Source organism: Streptomyces sp. NPDC005775, from assembly GCF_042871565.1.
In the GTDB taxonomy this organism is placed as follows: Bacteria; Actinomycetota; Actinomycetes; order Streptomycetales; family Streptomycetaceae; genus Streptomyces.
Window position 1 is genome coordinate 394,973 of record NZ_JBIAIU010000002.1, and the last position, 26,930, is coordinate 421,902.

Consider the following 26,930-nt stretch of genomic DNA (forward strand, 5'->3'; position numbering starts at 1 on the left):
CGCACAGCAGCGGGTGAGCGGCGTCCTTCCCGATGTGATCGAGCCTAGGGCCGACAGGTGCCCGCGGTCCTCGGGCCGCGGGACGACCGCGCCGTCCCACCGTGGGTGCAGAGCCTGCACCCCGGGTAAGAGACCGGCGTCCGCCTCCGGTCGGAGGACGGCCCCTCACCTGCGGTCATACCCTTGGTCCCTGATGAATCGAACCGACCGGCGACTGCTGCCGCTCCTGCTGATCTGCGCCCAGGCGGCGGTGTGGCCGGGGGCGGGCCTGATCCGTGGGACCGTCCCGGCCGGGTCCGCGCTTCTCGTGGCGGTCCTCGTCGCCGGACCGGTGACGGCCGCACTCGTCGTCCGCCGCGCGAGGCCGGTGACCACCCTCGTCCTGGTCGCCGCCGCCTGCGCCCTGGGGGCCGGCCCGCTGCCGCCGGGCGCGGTGGCGGTCCTGGGTACGGCCGGGGTCGCGCTGGCCCTGTTCACGGTGGCCTGCGAACACGACACCTTCACCGCCGTGTTGTGCGTACTGGCGCTTGCCGCCTGGCAGTCCGCGCACAACCTCAGCCTGCACGGGCTCAGTGACCGCAACGGACTCGACCTCGTCCTGACGGCCGTGCTGTACGCCGCCACGTGCGCCGCCGGGCTGCTCGTCCGCCGGGCCCGGCGGGCGCGACGGACCGCCGGGCACCTGCTGATCCGGGCCGAGACCGAGCGCCATCGACTCCCGGGCGCCGAACGGCAGCGACTCGAGAGGGAGTTGCACGACGTCAGCGCCCACCACCTGACCGCCGTGGTCGTCACGGCGGGGGCCGCTCTCGGCCTGCGCGAGCGCCGTCCCGAGCTGGCCGGTGAAGCACTGCGGTTCGCCGCCGAGACCGGCCGCGAGGTCACCCGGGCCCTCGGCGCGGTACGGGCTCCGGCGCCCTCGCGGGAACAGCTCCCGTCGCCGCGGGAGCGGCTGCTGGAGCTGGCCGCCGGATTCTCCCGGCTGGGCGGGCGGGTGGAGTGCGCGATCGATGCCCTGCCCGACGGTGCCGTGGCGGACGCGGCGTTCGGCATCGTGCGCGAGGCGCTGACCAATGTGGCGCGGCACGCCCCCGGTGCGCCGACGCACGTGGCGTGCCGGTACGGCGACAGCCGTACCGAGGTCGTGATCACGAGCGCGGCACCACCGGCCGGAGCGCCAGCGCACGGCGCGGGTCTCGGTTCGGGGCGCGGCCAGGGCTTTCTGCGGTCCCGGGCGCGGGAGGCGGGCGGCACGCTGACCAGCGGTCCGACGGCGGAGGGTGGCTGGGAGGTGTACGCGGTCCTGCCGGGCAGGACCGCGGCCTCGGTGGAGCAGCCGGTCCCGTGGAGCTACCGCCTCGCGCAGCTGACCGCCGCGGTGAGTCTCGTCCTGCAACCGCTGCTACCCCTGCTGGTCGTCCGGGCGGATTCTGTTTCCAGCGGTGCGCGGGTGTCGGCAGGTGTGCTCTTCGCCCTGCTGGCCTCGGCGCAGGCGTTCGCCCTGCTGTGGCGGCGACGGGCTCCCGTCGCCGCCCCGGGGATCGTGATCGGCCTGGCCCTGCTCTGGCCGGTGGCGATGGCCGTGGGCCGGTACACCGGCCCGGTGCTCCTGCCCCTGGTGCTGAGCATGGCCGCCACCTGCGCGGTCGTCGCCTCCGCCGCGGTCCGCGCGACCTCCACGGCCCCGCTGGACGCCGACGGACGCCCGCGCGTCCCCCTGCCGGCCGTCCCGGTGGTGGCCGCGGTGGCGCACGCGGTGGCCACGACCGCCGCCTTCCTGCACCGGGGCGCGGCCGTTCCCGTGTGGGCACTCGCCGCAGGGGCGACGGCCCAGGCGGCCCTGGTGGCCGGCGCGGCATGGTGGGCCGGATGCTTGCGGGGGCGCCGCGTCCGGGCCGCCCGCAGCTCGCAGGCGGAACACCTCGCCGCCTGGACCGAGGAGGCGGTGCGGGACGCGTGGGCGGAGCGCCGCCGCATCGCCGACGGACTGGAGACCACCGTGCTGGCACGCACCGCCGACATGATCGCGCAGGCCGACGCGGGCCGGCTCGACGCGGTCGCCGACCATGCCCGCGAGGCCCTGGCCGCGATGCGCGGCCTGCTCGACACGGCCCGCGAGGCGGAAGGCCCGCCCGCGTTGCGACCGCAGCCCACGCTCCAGGCCCTCGACCTGCTGGCCCATCAGGTCCGGGCCACCGGACGCGAGGTCGAGATACGGCCGCCCGGCCGGATGCCGGAACGGCTGCCCACCACCGTGGACCTGGCCGCCTACCATGCCTGCGAAACGCTCATCACGGCCGGCGGCGAGGAGCCGATGGTACTGACACTCGACGCGGACGACACGGCGTTGACGCTCACGGCGACCGGTGTGCCGGATTCCGTGCGCCCCGCCCTGTGCCGGCAGTTGGCCGTGCGGGCCGCGGTGATCGGCGGGACTCTCACCGGCGGCCCGTCCGGGCCGGTGCGGGTCCGACTCCCGCTGACGGCGGTGCCTGCCGTCCGGCGGAACGACGAGGAGGGACAACGATGAGTCTCAGGGTGCTGGTCGTCGACGACCAGGGCATCGTACGGGCGGGATTCGCCGCCGTGGTCGACGCCGAGGAGGACATGACGGTGGTCGGCGAGGCCGCCGACGGTGCCGAGGCGGTACGCCTCGCCGGGGAACTGGCACCCGACGTCGTCCTCATGGACGTCCGTATGCCGGTACTCGACGGCATCGCCGCCACCCGCATCATCACCGGCCGCCCCGGCGCCCCTCGCGTCCTGGTGCTGACCACCTTCGACCTCGACGCGTACGTGTTCGAGGCCCTGCGCGCCGGGGCTTCCGGTTTCCTCCTCAAGGACGTGCGTCCCGGCGAACTGCTGGACGGCATCAGGGTGGTGGCCGCCGGCGAAAGCGTCCTCGCCCCGTCCGCCACCCGTCGGCTCATCGGCCATTACGCCTCCGCACCGGCCGCCGGCATCCCGGGCGCCCGTACCCCCCGTGAGCTGGACAGCCTGACCTCCCGTGAGCGGGGCGTCCTGACCCTGGTCGCGGCCGGACTCACCAACACGGAGGTCGCCGAACATCTCGGCATCACCGTCGGCACCGTGAAATCCCATGTCAACGCGGTGCTCCGCAAGCTGGGGCTGCGTGACCGGGTGCAGGCGACGATCCTGGCCTACGATCTCGGGCTCGCCCGGCCGGACCGTTCCCGGGGGGTCCCGTCATGAGGATCGGAGCAGCGCGCGCCGCCGCCGTCCGCTGGGTGGCCGCCCACGCGCGGCCCGCCCCCGGCTACCGGGGGGCGTACTTCAGCGGCTCGACGGTCGGCCGGCCCGACGACGCCGAGCTGCCTGCCTCCTCCGACGTCGACGTGGTGGTCGTCACGGAGGCGGACGATCCGCCCGCCAAGCCCGGCAAACTCCGCCACGAGGGCGCGCTCTTGGAGATCACCTACGTCCCGTGGGCCGAGCTGCGCGACCCGGAGGCCGTGCTCTCCTCGTACCATCTGGCGGGCAGTTTCCGCCGGGACACGGTCATCGACGATCCCACCGGCGGCCTGCGCGCCCTGTACAGGGGCGTCTCGCCCCGTTTCGCCGAACGAGCCTGGGTCCGCCGCCGCTGTCTGGACGCCCGGCAGCGCGTCGAGGGCCGTCTGGCCGCGTTCGACGTCTCCGTCCCCTTTCACGAGCAGGTGCCCGCCTGGATGTTCCCCACCGGGGTCACCACCCACGTCCTGCTGGTCGCCGCGCTGCGCAACCCCACCGTCCGGCTGCGCTACCGGGCCGCGCGCGATGTCCTCACCACCTACGGGCGGCCGGAGCTGTACCCGGAGCTGCTGGAACTCCTCGGCTGCGCCGATGTCTCCGCGCGGCAGGTACGGCACCATGTGGCGGAACTGACGCGGACGTTCGACGCCACGGTCCCGGTGGCGCGCACCCCGTTCTTCTTCAGCAGCGACCTCACCGAGCAGGCGCGTCCCATTGCCGTCGACGGCAGCCTGGAGCTGATCGACGGGGGTGATCACCGCGAGGCCGTCTTCTGGATCGTCGCGACGCTCGCCCGCTGCCACACGGTGCTGGCCGTGGACGACCCCGCGCTGCACGCCGCGCGGTTGCCCGCGTTCGAGGCGGCCGTGGCCGAACTCACCGGGATCACCGGCACCGCGGACATCCTGGCCCGGCGGGAGGAGGTCACCCGGTTCCTGCCCCGGCTGTGGACGGCCGCCGAGGGCGTCCTGACGGCCAACCCGGACATCGCCGGAGAGCGCCCCCTGCCGCCGCAACGCCCGCTCTGATAATTTGCCCGCATGTCATCTCCTCGTGCGTAGGACCCCGCGCTGACCGCACCCGTCGTCACGGGTGCGGCACTCCGGTGTCCCCGCATGTCCGCAGCGACGGGTCTCCGCGCTGCCCTCACGAGGAATGTCATCGTGCTCACGCCTTCTTCCGCGCCCTCGCGCGCCCCCTCGTACGCCGCCGTGCTCCGAACCCCCCATGCCGCGTGCCCCTTCGCCGCCGCACTGCTGGGGCGGCTGTCCTACGGCGTCGCGCCCCTCTCCCTCCTGCTCGCGCTCAAGGACGCCACGGGTTCGTACTCCGTGGCCGGAGTCGCCATGGCCTTGTTCGGGGCCGCGAGCGTCACCCTCTCCCCCGCCCGTGCGGCCCTGATCGACCGGTACGGCCCCCGCCGGGTCCTGCCGCCCATGGCGGGGCTGTACGCGGCGCTGCTCACCGTGATCGCCCTGGCCACCTGGAATCCCGGTGCCCCGGCGCTCCTCCTGGGTGGGCTCACCATGGCGGCGGGCGCCTGCACCCCGCCGCTCGGTCCGGTCATGCGGGCGCTGTGGAGCAGCCTCGTCCCCGACCGGGAGCTGCTGCAGCGCGCGTACAGCCTGGACGGCGTCGCCGAGGAACTCATGTATGTCACCGCCCCGTTGCTGGTGGGGATCGTGGTGACGTTCACCGAGCCGGCGGCCGGCGTCCTGGCCGGTGCGGTGCTGGTGTTCGTGGGGGCGTCGGCACTGGTGTCGTCGCCCGCGGTGTCCCGCGCGCACACGGCACGGCCCCCGGCCGGCGGGCCGGCCGGGCCCCGGCTGCACGGCATCGCCGCCCTGCGGCACGCGGTGCTGGTGACGGCGGCCGTGGGGCTCTGCCTCGGGGCACTCGATCTGCTGGTGGTGGCGTTCACCGAGCGGCTCCATCAGGCGGCGGCCGTGTCCTGGGTGCTGGCCGCGCTCTCGGCCGGGAGCGCCGTCGGCGGTCTGGCCTACGGGGCGGTCCGGTGGAAGTCGTCGAGCCGGGTGCGGCTGCCGGTGGTGGCCGCCGCGCTGGGTGCGGCGCTGCTGGTGGCCGGGGTGTCACCGCATCTGTATGCGCTGGTCGCCGTCGTCGCGGTCGCCGGGCTCTTCGTCGCCCCGGCGCTCACGACCGCGTATCTGATCGCCGACGAGTCGGTGGACGCCGCCCGGCGCACCCAGGCGGGTGCCTGGGTCAATACCGCGTTCAACGCCGGGTCATCGGGCGGTACCGCCGTGGTCGGTCTGCTCGTCGACCGGTTGCCGATCGCACTGTGTTTCGGCCTGGCGGCGGCCCCGGCACTGGTGTGCGCGGCGGCGGTGGCGCGCGCCGGGGCCCGCCGCCCCCGGACCGCGGGAACGGGGGCGGCGGGCCGGGACGCGGTCAGCGGAGCCTGATCGCGCCGCCGTCGGCCGTCGGGGCCGACCGAGGAGTGCGCGGCCGCCTCGGCGGTGGGGCCCAGCAGCACGGGCTGGGTGGTGGGGATCGCGGCGTTGGCGTCGAGAGCGAGAGAGGCGGCCGCGCACCCTTCGAACAGGGTGCGCGGCCGCCTCACCGGGGCGTCTCAGCAGGTCACTTCAGGCCGAAGGCCCGGGTGATCTCCTGGTCCACGGCGAGACCGTCGCCGGCCTCGGCGTGCGCCTTGAGCGAAACGGCGGTGGCACCCTTCTTCGGGGTCTTGAACCGGGCGGTCCAGGAACCGGCCGAGTCCTTCTTCAGTTGCACCGCGCTCCAGGTCTCCCCGTCGTCGTAGCTGACGGACAGCGAGGCCTTCGTCGCCTTCACGGCGCCCTCCAGCCACTCCTGCGTGGTGGACGACAGACCGACCTCGGTCCACTTGCCGGCCTTCACGTCACCGGCCAGGTCGGTCGCGACGTCGTAGTCCAGCTGAAGCATCGGAATGTCCACCTGGAACGGGCCCTCGGGGTCGAGCGCGCCCGACTCGAACGTCCACTCCGAGTGCGTGCGGACGGAGGTCTTCCAGATGTCCGCGTCGCGCGAGGCGTCGAGCACCAGCCGGTAGGGCAGCTTCTCGTCGGCCAGGTTCCCGACGTATCCGGCGCGGCCCGGGGACTCGTCGAGCAGCTTGTCGCCCTGGTACACGGCGACCGTCCCGGTGTCGTACTCCTTGTCCGGCATGGCGCCGGAGTGACCGGCGCCGCTGTCCGTCCACGGCGTGATGTTGTACTGGATGTCGCCGTACAGCGAGCGGTTGGGCCCCCAGTAGCCGGTGCCCAGACGCGGCCGGGTGACCGGCGCGAACCAGTCGGCGGGGTAGGTACGGCCCGCCATGTAGTCCATGTCGGTGCTGCGCTCCTCCTGCGCGCTGTCCGTGCCCTCCTCGTTGAAGACCGCGTGGTCCTCGTACCAGAACGAGTCCCCGGGGAGCGGGTTGACCCACTCGGTGCGGGTGGCGGGGTACTTCTCGTACTCGGCGAAGCCGATGCCGAATCCGTAGTCCGGGATGTCGTAGCGGTAGCCGCCGCCGATGGCGTCCCGGTGGCCGTAGAAGGTGTTCTCCACCTCGGCGAGCTGCCGGGTGGACGGGGCGAAGGCGAGTGAGCGGTCCGGAATCGTGCCGTCGTGGCGGTCGACCAGGTCGTACACGTAGCTCGCGTACTTCCGCTGGTCGACGTTCACCGTCTTGCCGCGCCGGGCGGCCTGCACGAGGCCCTCGCCCGCGAGGCGCTGGACGGAGGCGACCGGGATGGCCAGCGTCGTGCCGTAGTCGGCGTAGGACTCCATCAGCACCCCGTCGCCCGCGTTGACGACGAACAGTGCCTCGGCACCGGCGGCGATCGCGGCCGCGGCCCGGTCGGCGGGGGCCACCGTGTCACTGCTGCGGATCACGACTGCCTTGCCCTTGGCGTTCAGGCCCTGGTAGTCGGCGGGGGCGCCGTTGCCCGCGAAGACGCTGCCGTACCGCTGCTCGCTGTCCTCGGTGACGAGCGAACCGCCCTGTGCGGCCACCGGGACGTCGCGGCCGTCGGCCGTCAGGTCGATCTGCTTCTCGCTCCGGCGCCAGCGCGTCAGGAAGCTGAAGCCGCCCTGGGTGACCTTCTTGGTCGGGCTCGCCCACAGCTGGTCGTACGTCAGCGGGATCTGGTACGCGTCACGCTGGACGGTGCCGTCCGGAGCCGTGCGCGCCATGTCGTAGCGCAGCTGGCGGGTCTCCGTCTCCTTCGGCGTCTTCACGGCGACCTTGTGGGCCTTGGAGGCGTCGAGCGTGACGGTGGTGGCCTTGTCGAGGACGACCTCGGGGGCCGCCAGGAAGGCGAGGGCCTGCGAGTCGGCGGTGTCGCCCTTGACGTCGGCGGCGGACCAGGCGGTGTAGTTGCCCGGGGGCAGTCGCAGTGTGGTGCTGCCGGACACCTGGACGGGGGTCAGGTTCTCGTCGCCGAGCGCGGCGAGGACGACGATGCCGTCCATCGGTTCGCCGGCGCGGTCGCGGAGCTGGAGCGTCAGGTCGTAGAGCTCCTGCTCCTTGTTCAGCGCGAAGCCGGTGTGCGCGACGACGGCGCCCGAAGCGTCCTCGGCAATGACCTGGCCGGAGAACGTGGTGTCGTTCGCGACCTTCGACGGGTCCAGCGAGAGAACGGCCTCGGCGGTCGAACCCGCCGGGACGGTCAGTTGCTTCGCCGAAAGTGTGTACGCCTCCGCGTCACTGTCCGTCGCCAGGTCGAGGGTGACGTCCTCGGCGCCGGTGTTGCGGTACGTGATCGTCCGCTCGGCGACGGGGTCCGAGGCGCTGTGCGGCCAGTCATAGGATGCGACCGCGACCGAGCCGGTGGCCTCGATCTTCGTGTCGATCGCAGCCTTCACGTCGACCCGGCCGGTGCCCTGCTCGTACGGCGTGTAGGCCGGCAGCACCTTGGACGAGGTCATCAGCGCGTCCTTGATGCGCTGGCCGGTCCAGTCGGGGTGCCGCTCCTTGAGGATGGCGGCGGCGCCCGCGACGTGCGGAGTCGCCATCGACGTACCGGACATCGACTGGTACATGCCCTCGATGCCGGGGACCGACTGCGAGGCGGCCGCGTTGATGTCGACGCCCGGTGCGGAGAGGTCCGGCTTGAGACCGTAGGAGCGAGTGAGCGGGCCCTTGGACGAGAAGTCCGCCCGGCCGTCCTGCTTGTCGACGGCGGCGATGGTGAGCGCCTTGTCGGCGGAACCGGGCGAGCCGATCGTGCCCGCGCCGTACGCGTTGCCCGCCGCGATCACGAACAACGGACCGCCGTCTGCGGACAGGGTGTTGACGGCCTGGGACATCGGGTCCGAGCCGTCGTCCGGGATGCTGGAGCCCAGGCTCATGGAGACGACATCGGCGCCCTCCGCCTTCGCCCACTCCATCGCCTCGATGATGCCCGAGTCCGCGCCGGAGCCCTCGTTGCTCAGCACCTTGCCGACGAGCAGGCCGGCAGCCGGGGCCACGCCCTTGTTGACACCGTCGGACGCGGCGCCGGAACCCGCGATCGTGGACGCGACGTGCGTACCGTGGCCGTTCTTGTCGTCGACCTCCTCGCCCGGCACGAAGCTCCTGGACTCCAGGATGCGGTCCTTGACGTCCGGGTGGTCCTCGTCGATGCCGGTGTCCAGGACGGCGACCTTGGTGCCCTTCCCGTCGTAGCCCTCGGCCCATGCCTGCGGGGCGTTGATCTGCGGCACCGAGTCCTTCAGCGCCGCCTCGACGCGGCCGTCGAGCCACAGCTTCGCGATGCCGTTGTCCAGCGAACGGGCCGTGGACGTCCTCGCGATGTCGTCCCAGAAGGAACGCACGGTGTCCTTGCCGGCCGTCAGCGCCGCGCCGTGGATGGACTCCAGCGCCCGGACGGCCCTGCTGCCGCGCGGGGTGGCGGGCAGCGCGCGGGACTTGCTCGCCGGGTAGGTGGCGATCAGCGGGATGCCGCCGGTCTTCTTGTCGTCGTAGCCCATCTTCGCGAGCGCGGAGATGTTGAAGAGGCGGCGGTCCAGCTTGCCGGCGGCGATCAGGCTTCCGGCCTCGTCGGGCAGGACGTAGATGTCGTCGCCGGCCTGCTGGACGTGGACGCCGCCGACCGCACCGTCGGGGCGGTCCACGGTGACGGTGTCCTGCCGGCCCACGCCGTCCGCGTAGTGGACGACGTCACCGGTGACCAGGGTGATGTCGTACTCATGGACCGGAGCGCTCCGGCCGGTGGCCGGCGCGGGACCGGTGGCGGCGGAAGCGGCGCCGGTGACGGGCAGCAGTGCGCCGCTCAGCAGGGCGACGGAGGTCGCTATGAGGAGGGCTCTGCGCCGCGCGCGAGCTGGTCTCGCCCGGCCGGCGGCGGTGGAGGCTGTGGATGTCATGCAGCTGATCTAACGGTTGACGCACCGGTTCGTCATCGGCTATCGCTGGCGGAAAGCCGCCGCGGCGGGGAACCGCCGTTCTCGGACGGCGCCGTGGGGCCCTGTTTCAGGCCGCGGAACCGATGCGCCCGGCCGGCCCCGGGGCGCCGCTGTGGTGGATCGGGGTGTGGGCCCCGGTCAGCGGGACACCGGTGCCGCCGCGCCGGTCGGCGACGATCTCGGCGGCGATCGACAGAGCCGTCTCCTCGGGCGTACGGGCTCCGAGGTCGAGGCCGATCGGGGAGTGCAGCCTGGCCAGTTCCAGGTCGGTGACGCCCACCTCGCGCAGCCGGTCGTTGCGCTCCAGATGGGTGCGGCGCGAGCCCATCGCGCCGACGTAGGCGACCGGGAGCTTCAGGGCCGCCTCCAGGAGCGGGACGTCGAACTTGGCGTCGTGCGTCAGGACGCACAGGACGGTACGCGCGTCCACGCCGGTGGTGGCCAGGTAGCGGTGCGGCCAGTCGACGACCAGCTCGTCGGCGTCCGGGAAACGGGCCCTCGTGGCGAAGACGGGGCGGGCGTCGCACACCGTGACGTGGTAGCCGAGGAACTTCCCGGCCCGCACGAGGGCGGAGGCGAAGTCGATGGCCCCGAACACGATCATCCGGGGCGGCGGGACGCTGGACTCGACGAGCAGGGTGAGCGGCTGTCCGCACCGCGAGCCGTCCGCGCCGAGGGTGAGGGTGCCGGTGCGGCCGGCGTCGAGCATCGCCCGGGTCTCGGCGACCGCGGTGTGGTCCAGTTCCGGGTGTTCGCCGAGGCTGCCCTCGTGGCTGCCGTCGGGGTGGACCAGCAGGGGCCGGCCGAGGAGTTCGACGGGCCCGTCGGTGATCCGGGCGAGCGCCGCCGCCTCCCCCCGTGCGGAGGCGGCGAGCGCGCCGGCGAACACCGGACGGGCGGGGTCGTCCGCCCGGACCGGTGTCACCAGGATGTCGATGACGCCCCCGCAGGTCAGGCCGACCGCGAAGGCGGTCTCGTCGCTGTAGCCGAACCGCTCCCGTACGGTCACGCCGTCGTCGAGCGCCTGTCGGCACAGTTCGTACACCGCGCCCTCCACACACCCGCCGGAGACCGAGCCGATCGCCGTGCCGTCACGGTCGACGGCCAGTGCGGCACCCGGCCGGCGGGGCGCGCTGCCTCCGACGGCGACGACGGTGGCGACGGCGAAGTCGCGTCCCTCGTCGGCCCACCGGTCGAGCTCGTCGGCGATGTCCAGCATCTCGGTCTCCTCGGCGGATGTGCGCAGGTGGGGCGGGCGGTCTCAGCTGACGCCGAGCCAGCTCTCGATCGGGTTGAGGGCGAAGTAGATGACGAAGATCACCGTCAGCCCCCACATGAAGGCACCGACCTCACGGGAACGGCCCTGCGCCGCCTTGATGGCGACGTAACTGATGACGCCCGCGGCCACACCGGTGGTGATGGTGTACGTGAAGGGCATCAGGACCACGGTCAGGAAGACCGGGATGGCGACGGAGCGGTCGCTCCAGTCCACGTGGCGGGCGTTCTGCATCATCATGGCGCCGATGACGACCAGCGCGGCGGACGCCACCTCGGCCGGCACGATCGCCGTGAGCGGGGTGAAGAAGAGGCAGGCGGCGAAGAAGAGTCCCGTGACGACGGAGGCGAGCCCGGTCCGGGCCCCCTCCCCCACCCCGGTCGCCGACTCGACGAACACCGTCTGGCCTGAGCCGCCGGCGACACCGCCGATCGCGCCGCCCGCGCCGTCGATGAACAGCGCCTTGGACAGGCCCGGCATCCGGCCCTTGTCGTCGGCCAGCTTGGCCTCCGTACCGACTCCGATGATCGTGGCCATCGCGTCGAAGAAACCGGCCAGCACCAGGGTGAAGACGATGAACCCGACGGTCATCGCGCCGACGTCGCCCCAGCCGCCGAACTCGACGTCGCCGAAGAGGGAGAAGTCGGGTGACGAGACCGCGGAACCCTTGAGCTCGGGCGGGCCGCTGCTCCAGATCTTCGGGTCGACGTCGGCGACCTTGTTGATCACGACGGCGACGACCGTGCCGACGACGATGCCGATGAGGATGGCGCCGGGGATGTTGCGGGCCTGCAGCATGAAGATCAGCAGCAGGGTCACCGCGAAGACGAGGACGGGCCATCCGGCGAGTTCACCGGCGGGGCCCAGGGTCACCGGGGTGGCGGTGCCCTTCCCCACGAAGCCTGCCTTGTAGAGGCCGATCAGGGCGATGAACAGGCCGATACCCATGGTGATGCCGTGCTTCAGCGGGAGCGGGATCGCGTTCATGATCAGCTCACGCAGACCGGTGACCACCAGGAGGCAGATCACCAGGCCGTACATCACGCACATGCCCATGGCCTGCGGCCAGGTCATCTCCGGGGCGACCTGTGAGGACAGGACACCTGAGACGCTGAGTCCCGCGGCGAGCGCGAGGGGGACCTTGCCGACGAAGCCCATCAGCAGGGTGGTCGCCGCGGCCGCGAGCGCGGTCGCGGTGATCAGGCCGGGCTGGCTGAGGAGGTTGCCGTCGACGTCCTTGCCGCCGAGGATCAGCGGGTTGAGCAGCAGGATGTACGCCATGGCCATGAAGGTCGTGACGCCGCCGCGCACTTCGGTGGCCACGGTCGATCCGCGTTCGGATATGTGGAAGTACCGGTCGAGCCATGATCTGCCCGCGGGGACGCGCGAGCCCGGGCCCGCGTCCTCCGCACCGGTCTTCGGTTCCACTGACTGCTGGGTCATGATGCCTGACTCCCAAGGTTCACAGGGGCACCCGCGATGGTGAGTGGAGATGCGGGATTTGGGATGAATGCTCTGGCTGCACGACCCGGGGGACGGCCCGAGACGAACGGTTACGGGGACTACTGATCAAGGGCCGCTAGCGGTGCGGAACTTGGGTTCTCCGGGCGGTGGTGCCTTCAGGCGCGCACCGCCCGGAGAGCTGTGGCGGAGCTCCGGTCAGGTGCCGGTGAGGTGCTCCGGGCGGACCGGGGTCCGGTTGAGCTCCAGCCCCGTCGCGTTCCGGATCGCCGCGAGGACGGCCGGGGTCGACGAGAGCGTGGGCGCCTCGCCGATGCCACGGAGCCCGTAAGGGGCGTGTTCGTCGGCGAGTTCGAGCACATCGACCGGGATGGTCGGGGTGTCGAGGATGGTGGGCAGGAGGTAGTCCGTGAAGGACGGGTTGCGCACCTTCGCGGTCACCGGGTCGACGATGATCTCCTCCATGACGGCGATGCCCATGCCCTGGAGGGTGCCGCCCTGGATCTGGCCGAGGACGGAGAGCGGGTTGAGCGCCTTGCCGACGTCCTGGGCACAGGCCAGTTCGATGACCTTGACCAGGCCGAGTTCGGTGTCGACCTCGACGACCGCGCGGTGGGCGGCGAAGGAGTACTGGACGTGGCCGTTGCCCTGTCCGGTACGGAGGTCGAAGGCCTCGGTGGGCCGGTGGCGCCACTCCAGCTCGACGTCGACCGCCTCGTCCTCCAGTACGTCGGCCAGGTCGGCGAGCACCTCGCCGCCGTCGGTGACGACCTTGCCGCCCTCCAGGAGGAGTTCGGCGGTGGCCCAGGCGGGGTGGTACGTGCCGAACTTGCGGCGGCCGATCTCCAGGACCTGCTCCCGGACGGCCTCGCAGGAGTTCTTCACGGCGCCGCCGGTGACGTAGGTCTGGCGGGAGGCGGACGTGGAGCCGGCCGAGCCGACCCGGGTGTCGGCCGGGTGGATGGTGACCTGCGAGACGCCCAGTTCGGTACGGGCGATCTGGGCGTGCACGGTGACGCCGCCCTGTCCGACCTCCGCCATGGCGGTGTGGACGGTCGCGACGGGTTCGCCGCCGATGACCTCCATGCGCACCCGGGCGGTCGAGTAGTCGTCGAAGCCCTCGGAGAAGCCGACGTTCTTCAGGCCGACCGCGTAGCCGATGCCGCGTACGACGCCCTCGCCGTGCGTGGTGTTGGACAGTCCGCCCGGCAGCGCGCGGACGTCCGGGTGCTCGCCGGCGCTCTCCCACTGACGCTCGGGCGGCAGCGGCCTGGCCTTGACCCGGCGCAGGAGTTCGGCGACCGGGGCGGGTGAGTCGACCTGCTGGCCCGTCGGCAGGAGGGTGCCCTGTTCCATGGCGTTGAGCTGCCTGAACTCTACGGGGTCCATGCCGAGTTCGGCGGCGACCTTGTCCATCTGCGCCTCGTAGGCGAAGCAGGCCTGGACCGCGCCGAAGCCGCGCATCGCGCCGCACGGCGGGTTGTTGGTGTAGAGGGCGATCGCCTCGATGTCGACGTCGTCGATGACGTACGGGCCGACGGCGAGCGAGGAGGCGTTGCCGACGACCGCCGGGGAGGCGGAGGCGTAGGCGCCGCCGTCCAGCACGATGCGGCACTTCATGTGGGTGAGCTTGCCGTCACGGGTGGCGCCGTGCTCGTACCAGAGCTTGGCGGGGTGGCGGTGGACGTGCCCGAAGAAGGACTCGAAGCGGTTGTAGACGATCTTCACGGGCTTGCCGGTGCGCAGCGCCAGCAGACAGGCGTGGATCTGCATCGACAGGTCCTCGCGGCCGCCGAAGGCTCCGCCGACGCCGGAGAGCGTCATGCGGACCTTGTCCTCGGGCAGGCCGAGGACGGGGGCGATCTGGCGGAGGTCGGAGTGCAGCCACTGGGTGGCGACGTACAGGTCGACGCCGCCGTCCTCGGACGGCACGGCGAGGCCGGATTCGGGGCCGAGGAAGGCCTGGTCCTGCATGCCGAAGACGTACTCCCCGCTGACCACCACGTCGGCGCGGGCCTTCGCCGCCTCCGCGTCGCCTCGGACGATCGGCTGGCGGTGGACGATGTTGGGGTGCGGTACGTGCCCGATGTGGTGGTCGTCGCGGCCCTCGTGGAGGAGGGGCGCCCCCTCGGCGGTCGCGGAGGCCTCGTCGGTGACGACCGGCAGTTCGCGGTAGTCGATCCTGATCTTCGCGGCGGCGCGGCGGGCGGTCTCCGGGTGGTCGGCGGCGACGAGAGCCACCGGCTCGCCGTGGTGGCGGACCCGGCCGTGGGCCAGGACGGGGGTGTCCTGGATCTCCAGGCCGTAGTTCTTCACCGCGGTCGGCAGGTCGTCGTAGGTGAGGACGGCGTACACGCCGGAGGTGGCGAGCGCCTCGGAGGTGTCGATCGAGACGATCTCGGCGTGCGCGACGGTGGAGCGCAGGGTGTGGCCCCAGAGCATGTCCTCGTGCCACATGTCCGAGGAGTACGCGAACTCGCCGGTGACCTTCAGGATCCCGTCGGGGCGCAGCGTGGACTCGCCGATGCCGCCCTTGGTGCGGGTGCCCTGGTTGATGTTGGTGGGGGAACCGGTAACGCCCATCGTTAGGTCCTGTCTGGAGTCCCGCGTCGTCCGCGCGGAGCGCGGGCGCAGCGGCGGTCGGTGCGTGCGTGCGATCGGTGTGCGTGGTCGTAGGTCATGTGGCGGAGGCACCTGTCCTGCGACCACGTACGGCGGGTGTGTGTGCCGGGCGTCGGGGCGCAGAGGCGGGACTCCGGACAGGACCTAGACCGTTTCTTCCGCGCGGGCGGCCGCGAGGCGGACCGCGTCGAGGATCTTCTCGTAGCCGGTGCAGCGGCAGAGGTTGCCGGAGAGCGCCTCGCGGATGTCCGCGTCGGACGGCTCCGGGGTGCGCTCCAACAGCTCGTCGGCGGCGACCAGCAGGCCCGGGGTGCAGAAGCCGCACTGGACGGCTCCGGCGTCGATGAACGCCTGCTGGATCGGGGAGAGCTCACCGGTGTCGCGGGTGTCCTCGCCGGCCGGCTTGGCCTCCCAGCGCCGCGCCGTGTCGAGCGCGGTGCCGCAGGCGCCGGAGGCGCACCCGGTGCCGGGGTGGGCCTCGGTGCGGTGGGCGGCGAAGTCGGCGAGACCTTCGACGGTGACGACCTCGCGGCCCTCGACCTGGCCTGCGGCGACCAGACAGGAGCAGACGGGCACACCGTCCAGCCGGACCGTGCAGGAACCGCATTCGCCCTGCTCGCAGGCGTTCTTGGAGCCGGGCAGGCCCATCCGCTCGCGCAGGACGTAGAGGAGGGACTCGCCCTCCCAGACGTCGTCGGCCTCGTGACGGCGGCCGTTGACCGTGAAATTGACGCGCATGATCAGGCGGCTCCTTCGGTGCTGCGGCCGTTGCCGCGGTACGACTCCCAGGTCCAGCCGAGGGTCCGGCGGGCCATGATCCCGACCGCGTGCCGGCGGTAGCTCGCGGTGCCGCGCACGTCGTCGATCGGGTTGCAGGCGCCCGCGGCGAGCGTGGCGAACTGCTTGGCGACGGACGGCGTGATGATCGCGCCGCTGTCCCAGAACCCGCCCTCCTCCAGCGCGGCGTTCAGGAACTCCTCTGCCTCCTTCGCCCGTACGGGTGTCGGGGCGGCGGATCCGATGCCGGTGCGGACCGTGCGGGTCTCGGGGTGCAGGGCCAGACCGAAGGCGCACACGGCGATGACCATCGCGTTTCGGGTGCCGACCTTGGAGTACTGCTGCGGCCCGTCGGCCTTCTTGATGTGTACGGCCCGGATCAGCTCGTCCGGCTCCAGGGCGTTGCGCTTGACGCCGGTGTAGAAGGCGTCGATGGGGATCAGCCGGGTTCCGCGGACGGACTCGGCCTCCACCTCGGCGCCCGCGGCGAGCAGCGCCGGGTGGGCGTCGCCGGCGGGCGAGGCGGTGCCCAGGTTGCCGCCGACGCCGCCGCGGTTGCGGATCTGCGGCGAGGCGACGGTGTGCGAGGCGAGCGCCAGTCCGGGCAGCTCGGCCCGAAGGTGCTCCATGATGGCGCTGTACGGGACCGAGGCGCCGAGCCGTACGCTCTCCTGGCCCACCTGCCACTCGGACAGCTCACCGATGCGGTTCAGGTCCAGGAGGTATTCGGGCCGCCGGTGGTCGAAGTTGATCTCGACCATCACATCGGTGCCACCCGCGATGGGCACAGCCGTCGGGTGCTCGGCCTTGGCGGCGAGCGCCTCCTCCCAGCTGGCGGGGCGAAGGAAGTCCATGAGTGGCTCTCTTCTTCTCAATCGGGTTGTTCGCTGGGGCTGGGGACGGCCGGCCCTCGACTTGTTCATGTCTTGTTCACGCGGTGTGTGACTCAGTACACAAGCCCTGCTCCACCTGGTGCAGTCACCGAAACCATGAAGGAGTTGGCTGGTCTCCATCCGCGTCTTGTAGATTCGAACGAATGGCTGGCATCGGTGACCTCACCGCAATACCCAGTTTTCACCCGCACCAACGAATGAGATCGGCGGCGACGAGATGCGGCTGCGCGCACTGCTGGAGACCGACGCGCTGGGCCTGCGGCTGCTCGGCGGCGACGAGGAGCTGGACCGGTCGGTCCGTGGCGTGATGACCACCGACCTGCGGGATCCCAGCCGCTACCTCACGGGCGGCGAACTGGTGCTGACCGGGCTGGCCTGGCACCGGGACGCGGAGGACTCGGAGCCGTTCGTACGGATCCTGGCGGGCGCCGGGGTCGCGGGGCTCGCGGCGGGCGAGGCGGAGCTCGGTGCCATCCCGGCCGATCTGGTCGAGGCGTGCGGGCGCCACCGGCTGCCGCTCTTCGCCGTCCATGAGACCGTCGCGTTCGCAACGATCACCGAGCACGTGGTCCGCCAGGTGTCCGGCGAGCGTGCGGGCGACCTGGCCGCGGTGGTCGACCGGCACCGCAGGCTGATGACCTCCGGTCCGGCGGGCGGCGGCCCCGAGGTGGTCCTCGACCTGCTCGGCTCCGACCTCGACCTCCACGCCTGGGTGCTCTCGCCCACCGGCCGGCAGATCGCGGGCGCGGGCGCCCCGCTGTCCGCACCGGCCGGCGCGGAGCTGGCCGGGCTGCATCTGGCCGCGGTGCGCTCGGGCCGGCGTGCCCCGCACCGGGTCACGGTCGGCGGCGTGACGTATTCGCTCTTCCCGATCCGCAACAACGGCCGGGGCGCCGTGCCGGCCTCCCGCGACGTCCGGGAGTCCGTCCTCTCCGACTGGCTGCTGGCCGTCGAGGCCGACGCGTCCGACTGGCCCGCCGCCCGGCTCGACCTGCTCCAGGGCGTCACCCAGCTGATCGCGGTCGAACGGGACCGGCGCGACGCGGCCCGTACGGTGCGCCGCAGACTGGCCCAGGAGGTCCTCGAGCTCGTCCAGGCCGGTGCGGCACCGGCCGAGATCGCCGCCAGGCTGCGGGTCGCCGCCCCGGTCCTGCTGCCCGGCCTCGGGACCACGCCGCACTGGCAGGTGGTGGTGGCCCGGGTCGAGTGGGACGAGGGCGCGCCCGGCGGCACCGGGTCCCCGATCGCGGCCGGCCCCGCCGCCCAGGCGCTGCTGGAGGAGATCCTGGTCGACCCGGCCGTGACGGGGCCCGATTCCTCGGACCGGATCGCGGTCGCCCACACGGGTGAGGAGGCCATCGCCCTCGTACCGCTGCCCGCCCTCTCCGACGCCCGGCCGGAGGGGGAGGAGAGGGACGCGGCGGCGGGCCCGGCGCTGCATGCCGACGCCCTGCTGGCCGCCGTGCGCGCGCCGCTCTCCGCGGGCCTCGCCGACGACGGCCGGCTGACACTGGGTGTCAGCGCTTCGGTGCACTCCCCGGAAGGGCTGCGCGGCGCACTGGAGGAGGCCCGGCACGCCCGCCGGGTGGCGGCGGCCCGGCCGGGGCGCGTCTGTGCGGCCGGCCACCACGAACTGGCTTCGCACGTGCTGCTGCTGCCGTTCGTGCCCGACGACGTCCGTCGCGCGTTCACCGCACGGCTGCTCGACCCGCTGCGCGACTACGACCGGCGCCACCGCGCGGAACTGATCCCGACCTTGGAGGCGTTCCTGGACTGCGACGGTTCATGGACCCGCTGCGCGGCCCGGCTGCACCTCCACGTCAACACGCTGCGCTACCGCGTCGGGCGAATCGAGCAGTTGACGGGACGTGACCTTTCGCGGCTCGAGGACAAGCTCGATTTCTTCCTCGCCCTGCGTATGAGCTGACTCCCGGGGGCCGCGGCGGCTCCCCAGGGCTCCCGCTGATTGTGAAAAGTTTCACCTGACATTGCCTCGACCCCTTGGCCCGGCGTGCCATTCCGTGCTGTGATGCGGCCAGACTCAGAGCGTCCGGCATCGGGGGCCACCCCCGGTGGCCGGACACTCTCCACAGCTCGATGGCGCGCTCGGGGAGGGCAATGTGGCGCATACCGCCATGTCTGGTTCCGGAACGACAGCAGATGACGATCCGCCGCTCCAGACAGCGGTATGGCGGCTGCGATCACGCGCCTGCTGGACGGACGCCGCTGCGCTGCTCGAACACGACGCCGCCACCGACCCGGCCGCGGCCCTCCAGCGCACGGCGCTGCTGACCGAGCGGTGTCTCTACACCGGCCAGGGCTGGACCGACGCGGAGGACGCGCTGCGCATCTCCGAGGCGATGGCCCACGACGACGCCGAGCGCGGGGCCGCCGCCTGCGAGCGCGGCTATCTCGCCTACGCCTCCACGCTGCTCGGTGTACGGGACCGGGCCGACGAGGCGCGGGTGGCGCTGAGCCGCGCGGCGGCGCTCCTGGCCCCGGCCGCCCCGGGCCGTCCGCTGCTCGACTTCCGGCGGGGCCTGATCGCGCAGAACATCGCGGACTCACCGCAGGCCGCCCGTGCCGCGTACCGCAGGGCCCACGCGGGCGCCACGGCCCAGGGAGACGCGCTGCTGCTCTCCTCCACCTGGCGCCATCTGGCCCTGATCGCCCTGCGCGAGGGCGAGTTGGCGGAAGCCAGGCACGGCTTCGCGGAGTCCCTGCGGATAAGGGAGGAGCTGGGTTACCTCGTCGGTACGGCCCCGGCGCTCATCGCGATGGCGGACGCCGAACCCGAGCCGGAGGCGGCGACGCGGCTGCGCGCGGAAGCGGGCCGGCTGTTCAGGCTGCTCGGCGGTGTGCCGACGTGGCTCGCGCCGCATCTGGATCCGCCGGGTCCGGAGACCGTCGAGGCGAACTGAGACGCGGGGAGCGGCCGGGCCGGGGGTCAGCCCCCGGAGCCGGCGAAGTGCTCCCGTACGAGTGACTGCACGACGGTCACGTCCTGGGCGATCAGCGCGTCGAGCAGTGCCGTGTGCTCGGCCGCGTCCGCCAGCAGGTCGGCGCGGCGGGTGACGGGGTTGCCCTCCAGGGGCCACTGGGAGCGGCGGTGCAGTTCGTCGGCCACCGCCACCAGCTGCGCGTTGCCCGCCAGCGCGAGCACCGCTCCGTGGAAGGCCCGGTCGGCCTCCGCGTAGCTCGCCCGGTCGCCGACGGCCGCCGACGCGACGGTGGCGTCGGCCAGCGGGCGCAGGGCGCACCAGCGGGCCGGCGGCACGGTCCGGGCGAGCCGCAGCATGACGGGGACCTCGATGAGTGCCCGCACCTCGGCGAGCTCGGCCAGCTCGCCCGGCCCGCGCTCGGCGACCCGGAAGCCGCGGTTCGGCACGACCTCGACGGCCCCCTCCCCGGCCAGCTGCTGCATCGCCTCGCGCACGGGGGTGGCGGAGACCCCGAAGCGGGCGCCGAGCGCCGGGGCGGAGTAGACCTGCCCGGGGATCAGCTCGCCGTCGACGAGGGCGGCGCGCAGGGCGTCCAGGATCTGTCCCCGCACGGAGTGCCGCCGCACCACGGCCCGGGGGGCGGGCGGCTCACTGTGGGTGTGCTCGCCACGGGCCTGCTCCGGCACCCGGAAGGACGAGGAGACGACGCCGGACGACGCTGCGGACGCGTGTGGTGACCACACGTCCTCACGGTCTCTGCCCTGCTCCACGGATACCTCCTCGGCCGGTCGCGGGCGCGGCTCGCGTGCGCGGCGCCTCGTGTGCACGATAGGCGGAGCAGGCCGCAGTTCAAACATCGATCGCGTCGGGTAAGGTAAGGCTAACCTGCAAACGATCGCGACTCGGTGGGCCCCGCATGTCCCTTCCCACGCTGCTTCCGGGCACGACGACCTCATCGGTGGCGGACGCGTACGCGCGTCTGGCCGAGGTCTTTCCCGGGCTGCGCGCCGAGGCGCTCGACGACGGCGAGCCCGCCCCCGGCGGGCCCGGCTGGGTGGGCGCCCACGAGCTCGCGGCCGGTGGCAGCGGGCTCGACGCCTTCCTCGCCTGGGACGACGCGCAGGTGCTGCGGGACTACGGGCAGCGGGCCCGGCCCGACGTGGTGGCCGGCTTCGGGCTCCACCGGTACGCATGGCCGGCCTGTCTGCTGGTGACGGTGCCCTGGTTCCTGCACCGGCGGGTCCCGCGCATCCCGGTCGAGGACGTCGCCTTCCAGCGGGCACTGGGCCATCTGACCGTACGGGTAAGGGAATTCGCCTGCCTGCCCGGCGATCCGGCGGCGGAGCTGCCCGGGGCCCGCGTGGTGGCCGACGAGGCCGCGCTGCGCGCCGAGGTGCTGGCGTCGGTGGCCGAACACCTCGGCCCCGTACTCGACGGCTTCGGCCCGCGGATGCGGCGCGGCAAGCGGGCCCTGTGGGGCATGGCGACGGACGAGATCGTCGAGGGCCTCTGGTACGTCGCCCATCTCCTCGGTGAGGAGCGGCGCGCGATGGCCGAGCTGGAGGCGCTCCTGCCGGGCACGACGAAGCCGTACGTCGGCACGGCGGGCTTCCGGGAACTGGCCGGCCCGGACGGGCAGTCACTGCCCACCCGGGACCGGGCGAGCTGCTGCATGTTCTACACCGTGCGGCCCGAGGACACCTGTGTCACCTGCCCGCGCACCTGCGACGCGGACCGGGTCCGCAAGCTGGCGCCCGCCCCCTGATCCACACCGCCCCCAAGGGTGGCGCGAATCGAACACAACTCCCGTGCTCTGTACGGACATTCGATCAGATCGCGGTTATCCGTCGGCTCCGCCACCCCATTGGCGTTCTCTTGCCCCGAAACCACCTGACCGCGACGCAATCCCCGGCACGATGGCGGCCGAAACGCCCTATCGCAACGCAAGGGACCGCGCATGAGACTGACCGACATATCGCTTGACTGGCTGCTTCCGGCTGCCGTTCTGCTGGCGGGGGTCATGGCGGCGGTGGCGGTGGTCGCGCGCGGCAAGCGCGCCTCTGACACATCCGCGACCGAGGACTCCTGGGAACGCAGCGAGGAACGGCGCAGACGCAAGGAGGCGCTCTACGCCACCGCTTCGTACGTGCTGCTGTTCTGCTGCGCGGCCGTCGCCGCCGCGCTCTCCTTCCACGGGCTCGTCGGCTTCGGCACGCAGAATCTCGGCCTCTCCGGGGGCTGGGAGTACCTGGTGCCGTTCGGCCTCGACGGGGCGGCGATGTTCTGCTCCGTGCTCGCCGTCCGTGAGGCCAGCCACGGCGACGCGGCGCTCGGCTCACGGCTGCTGGTGTGGACCTTCGCCGGTGCCGCCGCCTGGTTCAACTGGGTGCACGCGCCGCGCGGACTGAACCACGCGGGCGCTCCGCACTTCTTCGCGGGGATGTCGCTCTCGGCGGCCGTGCTCTTCGACCGTGCGCTGAAGCAGACCCGGGTGGCCGCACTGCGCGAACAGGGCCTGGTGCCCCGTCCGCTGCCGCAGATCCGGATCGTACGGTGGCTGCGCGCGCCCCGGGAGACCTTCGGCGCCTGGTCGCTGATGCTGCTCGAAGGCGTACGCACGCTGGACGAAGCGGTCGACGAGGTACGCGAGGACCGCCGGGAGAAGGAGCAGAACCGTCTCCGCAGGAGGGACCAGGAGAAGCTGGACCGGGCGCAGATCAAGGCCCTGAACCGGCAGAACCGGGCCTGGGGGCGGGTCGGCCGGGGCGGCGCCCAGGTGGACGTCCAGGCCATCGCCCCCGCGACGGGCTCCGCGCAGTCCGTCGCGGAGCCCGCCATATCCGAGCCGGGTCAGCTGCCCCTCAGACCCCGGCCATCCCTGCAAGCCGTCAACGGCCCGAACTCCGGGGGCGTCCCGGAGTTGGGTCCGACTGATGCGAGAACGGTCGACCTGACCGCCGAGGACGACACCCAGGCCCTGCCCCGGCTCGACTCGCTGGAGCAGAAGCTGAAGGATCTGGAGCAGCAGTTCGGCTGATGGGCCGGCCGGCTGATGCGTGCGGGACGCGGCCCTGACGATCCGACCGGACCGTCAGGGCCGTTAGCCGTGACGGTCCGACCGGCCCTCAGGGCCGTTCGCCGTCCAGCTCGAACCAGACCACCTTGCCCAGGGCGTGCGGGCTGACCCCCCAGGAGTCGGCGAGGCTCTCCACCAGGACCAGTCCCCTGCCGTGCGTACCGTCGTCGGCGTCCGGTGCGTGCGACACGGGCATGCCCGGGACGAAGTCCCTCACCTCCACGCGCAGCCTGCGCGGCGCGACGCTCACGGCGACGACCGCTCCGTCGTCCGTGTGGACCAGCGCGTTGGTCACGAGCTCACTGAGCAGCAGCTCGGCCACCTGGGCGGGCTCCTCCTTCCATCGGTACCGCAGTAACTCCCTTACGGCTCCCCGCACTTCCGCGACGGCTGCCACATCGGCGCGGCCGACTCTGCGATGCAGTCGGGCCAGTTCCTGACGCTCCATCGTTTCCCCCGCCCACACAGCGAATCGCCCCCTGTCCTCGAAGGTGCTCACGCAATGCATGCCCCGCCTACGGGCTGTCACGCTTCGGCGCGGCACCAGGACGGTGGTTCCGGCGCCCCCGGGACCGCGGCCGTGCGGGTCTCCTCCCGCTGCCGGTGGCGCAATCCCTGATCCTCGGTCCGGTGACAGGTATCTCGCTGTTCACCGCCTCCTCAGTCAACACCCGGAAAATTCACTCTTCCTGACGTTGACGGAACCGCATCTACGCGCGTCATCATGGTGGTTATGCGAATCCCCCCACGGATCACCACGCTCGGCGGCGTCGCCGCCCTCCTGTCCGTCCTCTTCGTCGGCGGCCCCATCGCGACGACAGCGTCCGCGACGACCACCTCGGTGGGCAGCGTCTGTTACTCCGCGCTGCCGTCCCAGGCCCACGACACCCTCGACCTCATCGATGCCGGCGGGCCCTTCCCGTACGACCAGGACGGGACCGTCTTCCAGAACCGTGAAGGCGTCCTGCCCGGCCGGAGCACCGGCTACTACCACGAGTACACCGTGATCACCCCCGGCTCCCCGACCCGCGGCGCGCGGCGCATCGTCACGGGCGAGGAGGTCCAGGAGGACTACTACACCGCCGACCACTACGAGACCTTCGACCTCGTCGACCACGACTGCTGAGGACCGCCCCCGGTACGGTCCGCGCCGTAGTCCCCCACCTGCGGCGCGGATCACCGGACCGGCGCACTTGTACGCTCCCTCCATGACCGTGACCTATGTGATCGAAGGCTCCCAAATCACCGACCTGGAGCGCTTCTGGGCCGTGATCGGCGAGGCGGTGAACGGGCCCGGCGGGTATTTCGGCCGGAATCTCGACGCCTTCGCGGACTGTCTGAGCGGCGGTATGGGCACGCCGGACGACGGCGACTTCGTCATCGAGTGGCGGGACCACGCTCTGTCGGCGCGGGCGCTGGGGCACGAGGAGACCGCCCGCCATCTGGACCGGATGGCCGGCCGCGCCCATGAGAGCAACCGGAACCGCCTGCGCGAGGAGTCCGCGCAGGCGGCTCTGGGGAGGGGCCCGACCCTCTTCGACCGGCTGGTGGAGGTCATCCGCGACCGGACGGAGCCGGGCACGCTGCGACTGCTCTGAGGGCCACGGGTGCGGTCGGCCGCGTCCGTGGCCCCCGGGGCCGGTCAGTGCCGCGTGTCAGGGTGCCTGTCAGTACTGCGTCGAGACCTTGACCCCGCCGAAGTCCTGCACGGCGTAGAGGCTGATGTAGTGCGCTCCTGCCGCCGGGTTCTCGACGGTCAGCGTGTGGGCGTTGCCGCTGCCGGTCGCCCGCGAGGTGTAGGCGCCCGTGGTGGCCCAGCCGTTGGCGTTGTAGTAGAGGTCGGCGTCACCCGTGCCGCCGCTCGTGGTGATCTTCAGCCGGGTGGTGCCGGCGGGCACGTAGATGTACAGGTAGGAGTAGTCGCCCTTGCCGGCCTGCTGTCCGCTGCGGGCACAGTCCTGGCCGAGTTCGCGGACGTCGCCCGCGGTGCATTCGGCCGACGGCTCCGTCGGCGGGTTGGTGGTGGTGCCGCAACTGCCGGCCGCGCACGCCGTCAGCCAGGCGTTCCAGTCGGAGTCGTAGCGGCTGCCGATGGTGGACGTGAGGAGGGTACGGGCGCCGTTCCAGTCGCCGGCGCGGTAGAGGCCCAGCAGTCGGTCCACGTCCGCACGGTGCGACTGGAGCATGTAACGCACGGCCAGGTAGCCCCAGTTGTAGACGCGTGTCTGGTCGGCGTTCTCGTAGGTGGTGTCGAACAGGGAGCGCAATGTGTACGTGTGCGCGGCGGCCTGGGTGACGGCGTCGTCGTAGGTGACGTCACGGTAGGAGTAGGAGACGTACTCCGCGAAGCCCTCGACCCACCAGATGGTCGGCGTGGTGATGTTCGCGTCGAAGTCACCGGCCATGTCGAAGCGGCCGTCGAGGTAGTGCGTGTACTCGTGGTTGAGGTTCCAGATCTGGAAGGCGGGGCGCACCCATTCGGCCTCGTAGGCGATGAAGCGCGGCTGGTTGCCGGCCGCCGCCGGGTCTCCCTCCAGGTACATGCCGCCGTTGTTGGTGTCGATGCCGTAGATGGCTCCGGCGTAGGTCTGGTAGTCGGTGCTCGAATCGAAGACGACCACCTCGATGGTGGTGTTCCTGTCGTTGGCGACGGGTCCGCTGTCCCGGGCCACCTGGTGGAAGTAGGCGTCCTGGCCGCGCAGGCTGGTGCAGGCCGCCGTGAGGTCGGCCGAGGACATCTGCTGGGCCAGGATGCGGATGCTGGCGCTGCAGGTGTACGCGACGGGAAGGACGGCGCTCTTGATCCGTGCCGCCAGGTCGCAGGTGTTGTACGTGGCGCAGTTCGCCCGGTCGTAGTAGTCGGTCATCTCGGCGAGTCCGACCCACAGGGGTGCGGTGGGGCCGGTCAGTGAGCTGCGGCCGAGCAGGTCGACGACGAGCGGACGGGCCTTGGGGCGCAGCGGCTCCTCCTGGAGGAAGCGCCCGAGTTCGCGCCCGGCGTTGGAGGTCAGGTACGACTGGTCGGTGCCCAGCAGGTCGATGTGGCCGCGGGCGAAGCCGGCGAGCGCGTCGAGCAGGCTGGGGTCGGCCTGGACGGCGCTGACGAACGCGGGCAGCTGATGCCCCCGGAAGGTCACGGTGTAGACGTTGTTGACCGCGTTGAGCATGTACCAGGAGCTGTTGTAAGCGGAGTTGTACCCGGCGAGCAGGCGCTTGACGACGTACAGGTAGCGGTCGTTCTGCTCGGCGCTGTCGATGAGCGTGACGGCCTCGGCCAGGGTCTCGCCGTTGGCGTCCGTGACGTCGCGCGAGTGGGCGGAGGCGAAGAAGGCGTCGAGCCCGCCCTGGATGGCGGTGCGCAGCGGGGCACCGTAGGAGCCGACGGTCCCGGGGTCGTAGTACTGCACGTAGTAGCCGGCGCGCAGGAAGAGCACCAGCTGCGGCATTCCGGTGCTGCTGTCACCCGGGTAGGCGGCCGATCCGTCGCGCAGGGCGGTGGCGACGCTGACCATCTGGGCCTCACGGAAGGCGAGGTAGCCGTCGTTGCCCTTGACTCCGAAGAGGGTGTTGACGCAGTCGGTCGTCGACGACCTGACCTGCTGGACCAGGGCGCTGCCGGTGCGGCTCGTGAAGTCGGAGACGGAGCACGCGGCGGCCGGTGCGATTCCGGCGGCCTTCGCGGCGGAGCGGGCCTTCGTCCTCATCGACGGGGCCGGGTGGCTCGGCGCGGAGGCGCGCGGGTCGTCGTAGTCGCGCTTCAGCGCGTCCTTGGAAGCGGTCTGCGGTGCCCGGTCGGCGGGCTTCAGGGCGGTGCCGGCTATGTGGCCGGCGTCCTGTACGGGTGCGGTGAGGGCCCGTGCGGCGGGGCCGCCCGGCTCGGGGGCCTTGCCCACGGCCTTGCCCACGGCGGCAGTCGCAGTGACGGCCGCCGTCGTGGAGGGCCGGGGCTCGGCGGCCCGGCTCGGTGCGGCGAGCATGCCGACACCCAGACAGGCAGCCAGGGCCACGGTGGACAAGCCGGTGAATCTCTGTAGAACCGAACGGTTCTTCACGTGCCGCCTCCCAGCGGTGTGGTGCCGCGCGTCGTTGCGCGGCGTGGGGGATGGTGCGGTCGGGGCCGGACGGCCGGTCCTTGAACCAGCTCGTGACATGAGCACGACCTCGACTGCGGCCGCCTGTACAATGGCACATGTCACATGTTCTTTGGAAGGCGCTGGGCGCACATTCATCTGTTCGCC

Annotated in this window: 19 protein-coding genes; 10 read left to right on the forward strand and 9 right to left on the reverse strand. The window is 72.2% G+C overall.

All coding sequences use genetic code 11. The features are described from left to right. Positions 1-193 precede the first annotated feature (193 nt). The 4 genes from ACFYPA_RS05400 (at position 194) to ACFYPA_RS05415 (ending at position 5,678) form a co-directional block, all read left to right on the forward strand. A complete protein-coding gene (locus ACFYPA_RS05400) occupies positions 194-2,530 on the forward strand; it encodes a histidine kinase (protein ID WP_389129663.1) in 2,337 nt (778 codons plus the stop codon). Continuing rightward, complete coding sequence (locus ACFYPA_RS05405; protein ID WP_359081918.1) at positions 2,527-3,213, forward strand: response regulator transcription factor; 687 nt, start codon at positions 2,527-2,529, stop codon at positions 3,211-3,213. Before ACFYPA_RS05400 ends, ACFYPA_RS05405 begins: the two co-directional genes overlap by 4 nt. Beyond that, positions 3,210-4,280, forward strand: coding sequence for a hypothetical protein (locus ACFYPA_RS05410; protein WP_389129666.1), 1,071 nt, complete (start codon positions 3,210-3,212; stop codon positions 4,278-4,280). Before ACFYPA_RS05405 ends, ACFYPA_RS05410 begins: the two co-directional genes overlap by 4 nt. A gap of 132 nt (positions 4,281-4,412) precedes the next feature. Next, a complete protein-coding gene (locus tag ACFYPA_RS05415) occupies positions 4,413-5,678 on the forward strand; it encodes an MFS transporter (protein ID WP_389130392.1) in 1,266 nt (421 codons plus the stop codon). A 175-nt stretch (positions 5,679-5,853) separates the two neighbouring features. On the opposite strand, the gene ACFYPA_RS05420 is transcribed toward ACFYPA_RS05415, so the two are convergent. The 6 genes from ACFYPA_RS05420 to ACFYPA_RS05445 all read right to left on the reverse strand — a co-directional run bounded on the left by ACFYPA_RS05420 (position 5,854) and on the right by ACFYPA_RS05445 (position 16,635). Beyond that, positions 5,854-9,606, reverse strand: coding sequence for a S8 family serine peptidase (locus ACFYPA_RS05420; protein WP_389129669.1), 3,753 nt, complete (start codon positions 9,604-9,606; stop codon positions 5,854-5,856). Between the two features lie 106 nt (positions 9,607-9,712). After that, a complete protein-coding gene (locus ACFYPA_RS05425) occupies positions 9,713-10,864 on the reverse strand; it encodes an XdhC family protein (protein WP_389129672.1) in 1,152 nt (383 codons plus the stop codon). A gap of 42 nt (positions 10,865-10,906) precedes the next feature. Next, entirely contained in the window at positions 10,907-12,364 is a 1,458-nt protein-coding gene (locus tag ACFYPA_RS05430) for an NCS2 family permease (protein WP_359081908.1), read from the reverse strand. A 216-nt stretch (positions 12,365-12,580) separates the two neighbouring features. Continuing rightward, on the reverse strand, positions 12,581-14,965 hold the full coding sequence (locus tag ACFYPA_RS05435; RefSeq protein WP_359318788.1) for a molybdopterin cofactor-binding domain-containing protein: 2,385 nt from the start codon (positions 14,963-14,965) through the stop codon (positions 12,581-12,583). Between the two features lie 183 nt (positions 14,966-15,148). After that, positions 15,149-15,742, reverse strand: a complete 594-nt coding sequence (locus tag ACFYPA_RS05440) for a (2Fe-2S)-binding protein (protein WP_359081904.1) — start codon at positions 15,740-15,742, stop codon at positions 15,149-15,151. Positions 15,743-15,744: 2 nt separating this feature from the next. Then, entirely contained in the window at positions 15,745-16,635 is an 891-nt protein-coding gene (locus ACFYPA_RS05445) for a xanthine dehydrogenase family protein subunit M (RefSeq protein ID WP_359318791.1), read from the reverse strand. Between the two features lie 256 nt (positions 16,636-16,891). On the opposite strand from ACFYPA_RS05445, the gene ACFYPA_RS05450 reads away from it, so the two are divergent. Both ACFYPA_RS05450 and ACFYPA_RS05455 read left to right on the forward strand, forming a co-directional pair. Continuing rightward, positions 16,892-18,601, forward strand: coding sequence for a PucR family transcriptional regulator ligand-binding domain-containing protein (locus ACFYPA_RS05450; RefSeq protein ID WP_359318794.1), 1,710 nt, complete (start codon positions 16,892-16,894; stop codon positions 18,599-18,601). 208 nt (positions 18,602-18,809) lie between these two features. Then, positions 18,810-19,595 (forward strand): hypothetical protein, encoded by a 786-nt coding sequence (locus tag ACFYPA_RS05455; RefSeq protein ID WP_359318797.1) that lies wholly within the window; start codon positions 18,810-18,812, stop codon positions 19,593-19,595. A gap of 26 nt (positions 19,596-19,621) precedes the next feature. On the opposite strand, the gene ACFYPA_RS05460 is transcribed toward ACFYPA_RS05455, so the two are convergent. Then, complete coding sequence (locus tag ACFYPA_RS05460) at positions 19,622-20,386, reverse strand: GntR family transcriptional regulator (RefSeq protein WP_359081896.1); 765 nt, start codon at positions 20,384-20,386, stop codon at positions 19,622-19,624. Between the two features lie 146 nt (positions 20,387-20,532). Between ACFYPA_RS05460 and ACFYPA_RS05465 the strand changes: the two genes are divergently transcribed. Then, the gene (locus ACFYPA_RS05465; protein WP_359349535.1) at positions 20,533-21,381 is read left to right on the forward strand and encodes a (2Fe-2S)-binding protein; all 849 of its coding nucleotides are present in this window, start codon (positions 20,533-20,535) and stop codon (positions 21,379-21,381) included. A 192-nt stretch (positions 21,382-21,573) separates the two neighbouring features. Beyond that, on the forward strand, positions 21,574-22,653 hold the full coding sequence (locus ACFYPA_RS05470) for a DUF2637 domain-containing protein (protein WP_359081892.1): 1,080 nt from the start codon (positions 21,574-21,576) through the stop codon (positions 22,651-22,653). A gap of 88 nt (positions 22,654-22,741) precedes the next feature. Here the strand turns inward: ACFYPA_RS05470 and ACFYPA_RS05475 are convergent, their stop codons facing one another. Beyond that, positions 22,742-23,140 (reverse strand): ATP-binding protein, encoded by a 399-nt coding sequence (locus tag ACFYPA_RS05475; RefSeq protein WP_359318800.1) that lies wholly within the window; start codon positions 23,138-23,140, stop codon positions 22,742-22,744. Between the two features lie 285 nt (positions 23,141-23,425). Here ACFYPA_RS05475 and ACFYPA_RS05480 point away from each other — a divergent pair, with 285 nt between their 5' ends. Further along, positions 23,426-23,818, forward strand: coding sequence for a ribonuclease domain-containing protein (locus ACFYPA_RS05480; RefSeq protein WP_389129679.1), 393 nt, complete (start codon positions 23,426-23,428; stop codon positions 23,816-23,818). Positions 23,819-23,900: 82 nt separating this feature from the next. Next, positions 23,901-24,290, forward strand: a complete 390-nt coding sequence (locus tag ACFYPA_RS05485; RefSeq protein ID WP_389129682.1) for a barstar family protein — start codon at positions 23,901-23,903, stop codon at positions 24,288-24,290. A gap of 69 nt (positions 24,291-24,359) precedes the next feature. Here the strand turns inward: ACFYPA_RS05485 and ACFYPA_RS05490 are convergent, their stop codons facing one another. Beyond that, positions 24,360-26,744, reverse strand: coding sequence for a M9 family metallopeptidase (locus ACFYPA_RS05490; RefSeq protein ID WP_389129685.1), 2,385 nt, complete (start codon positions 26,742-26,744; stop codon positions 24,360-24,362). Between the last annotated feature and the right edge of the window lie 186 nt (positions 26,745-26,930).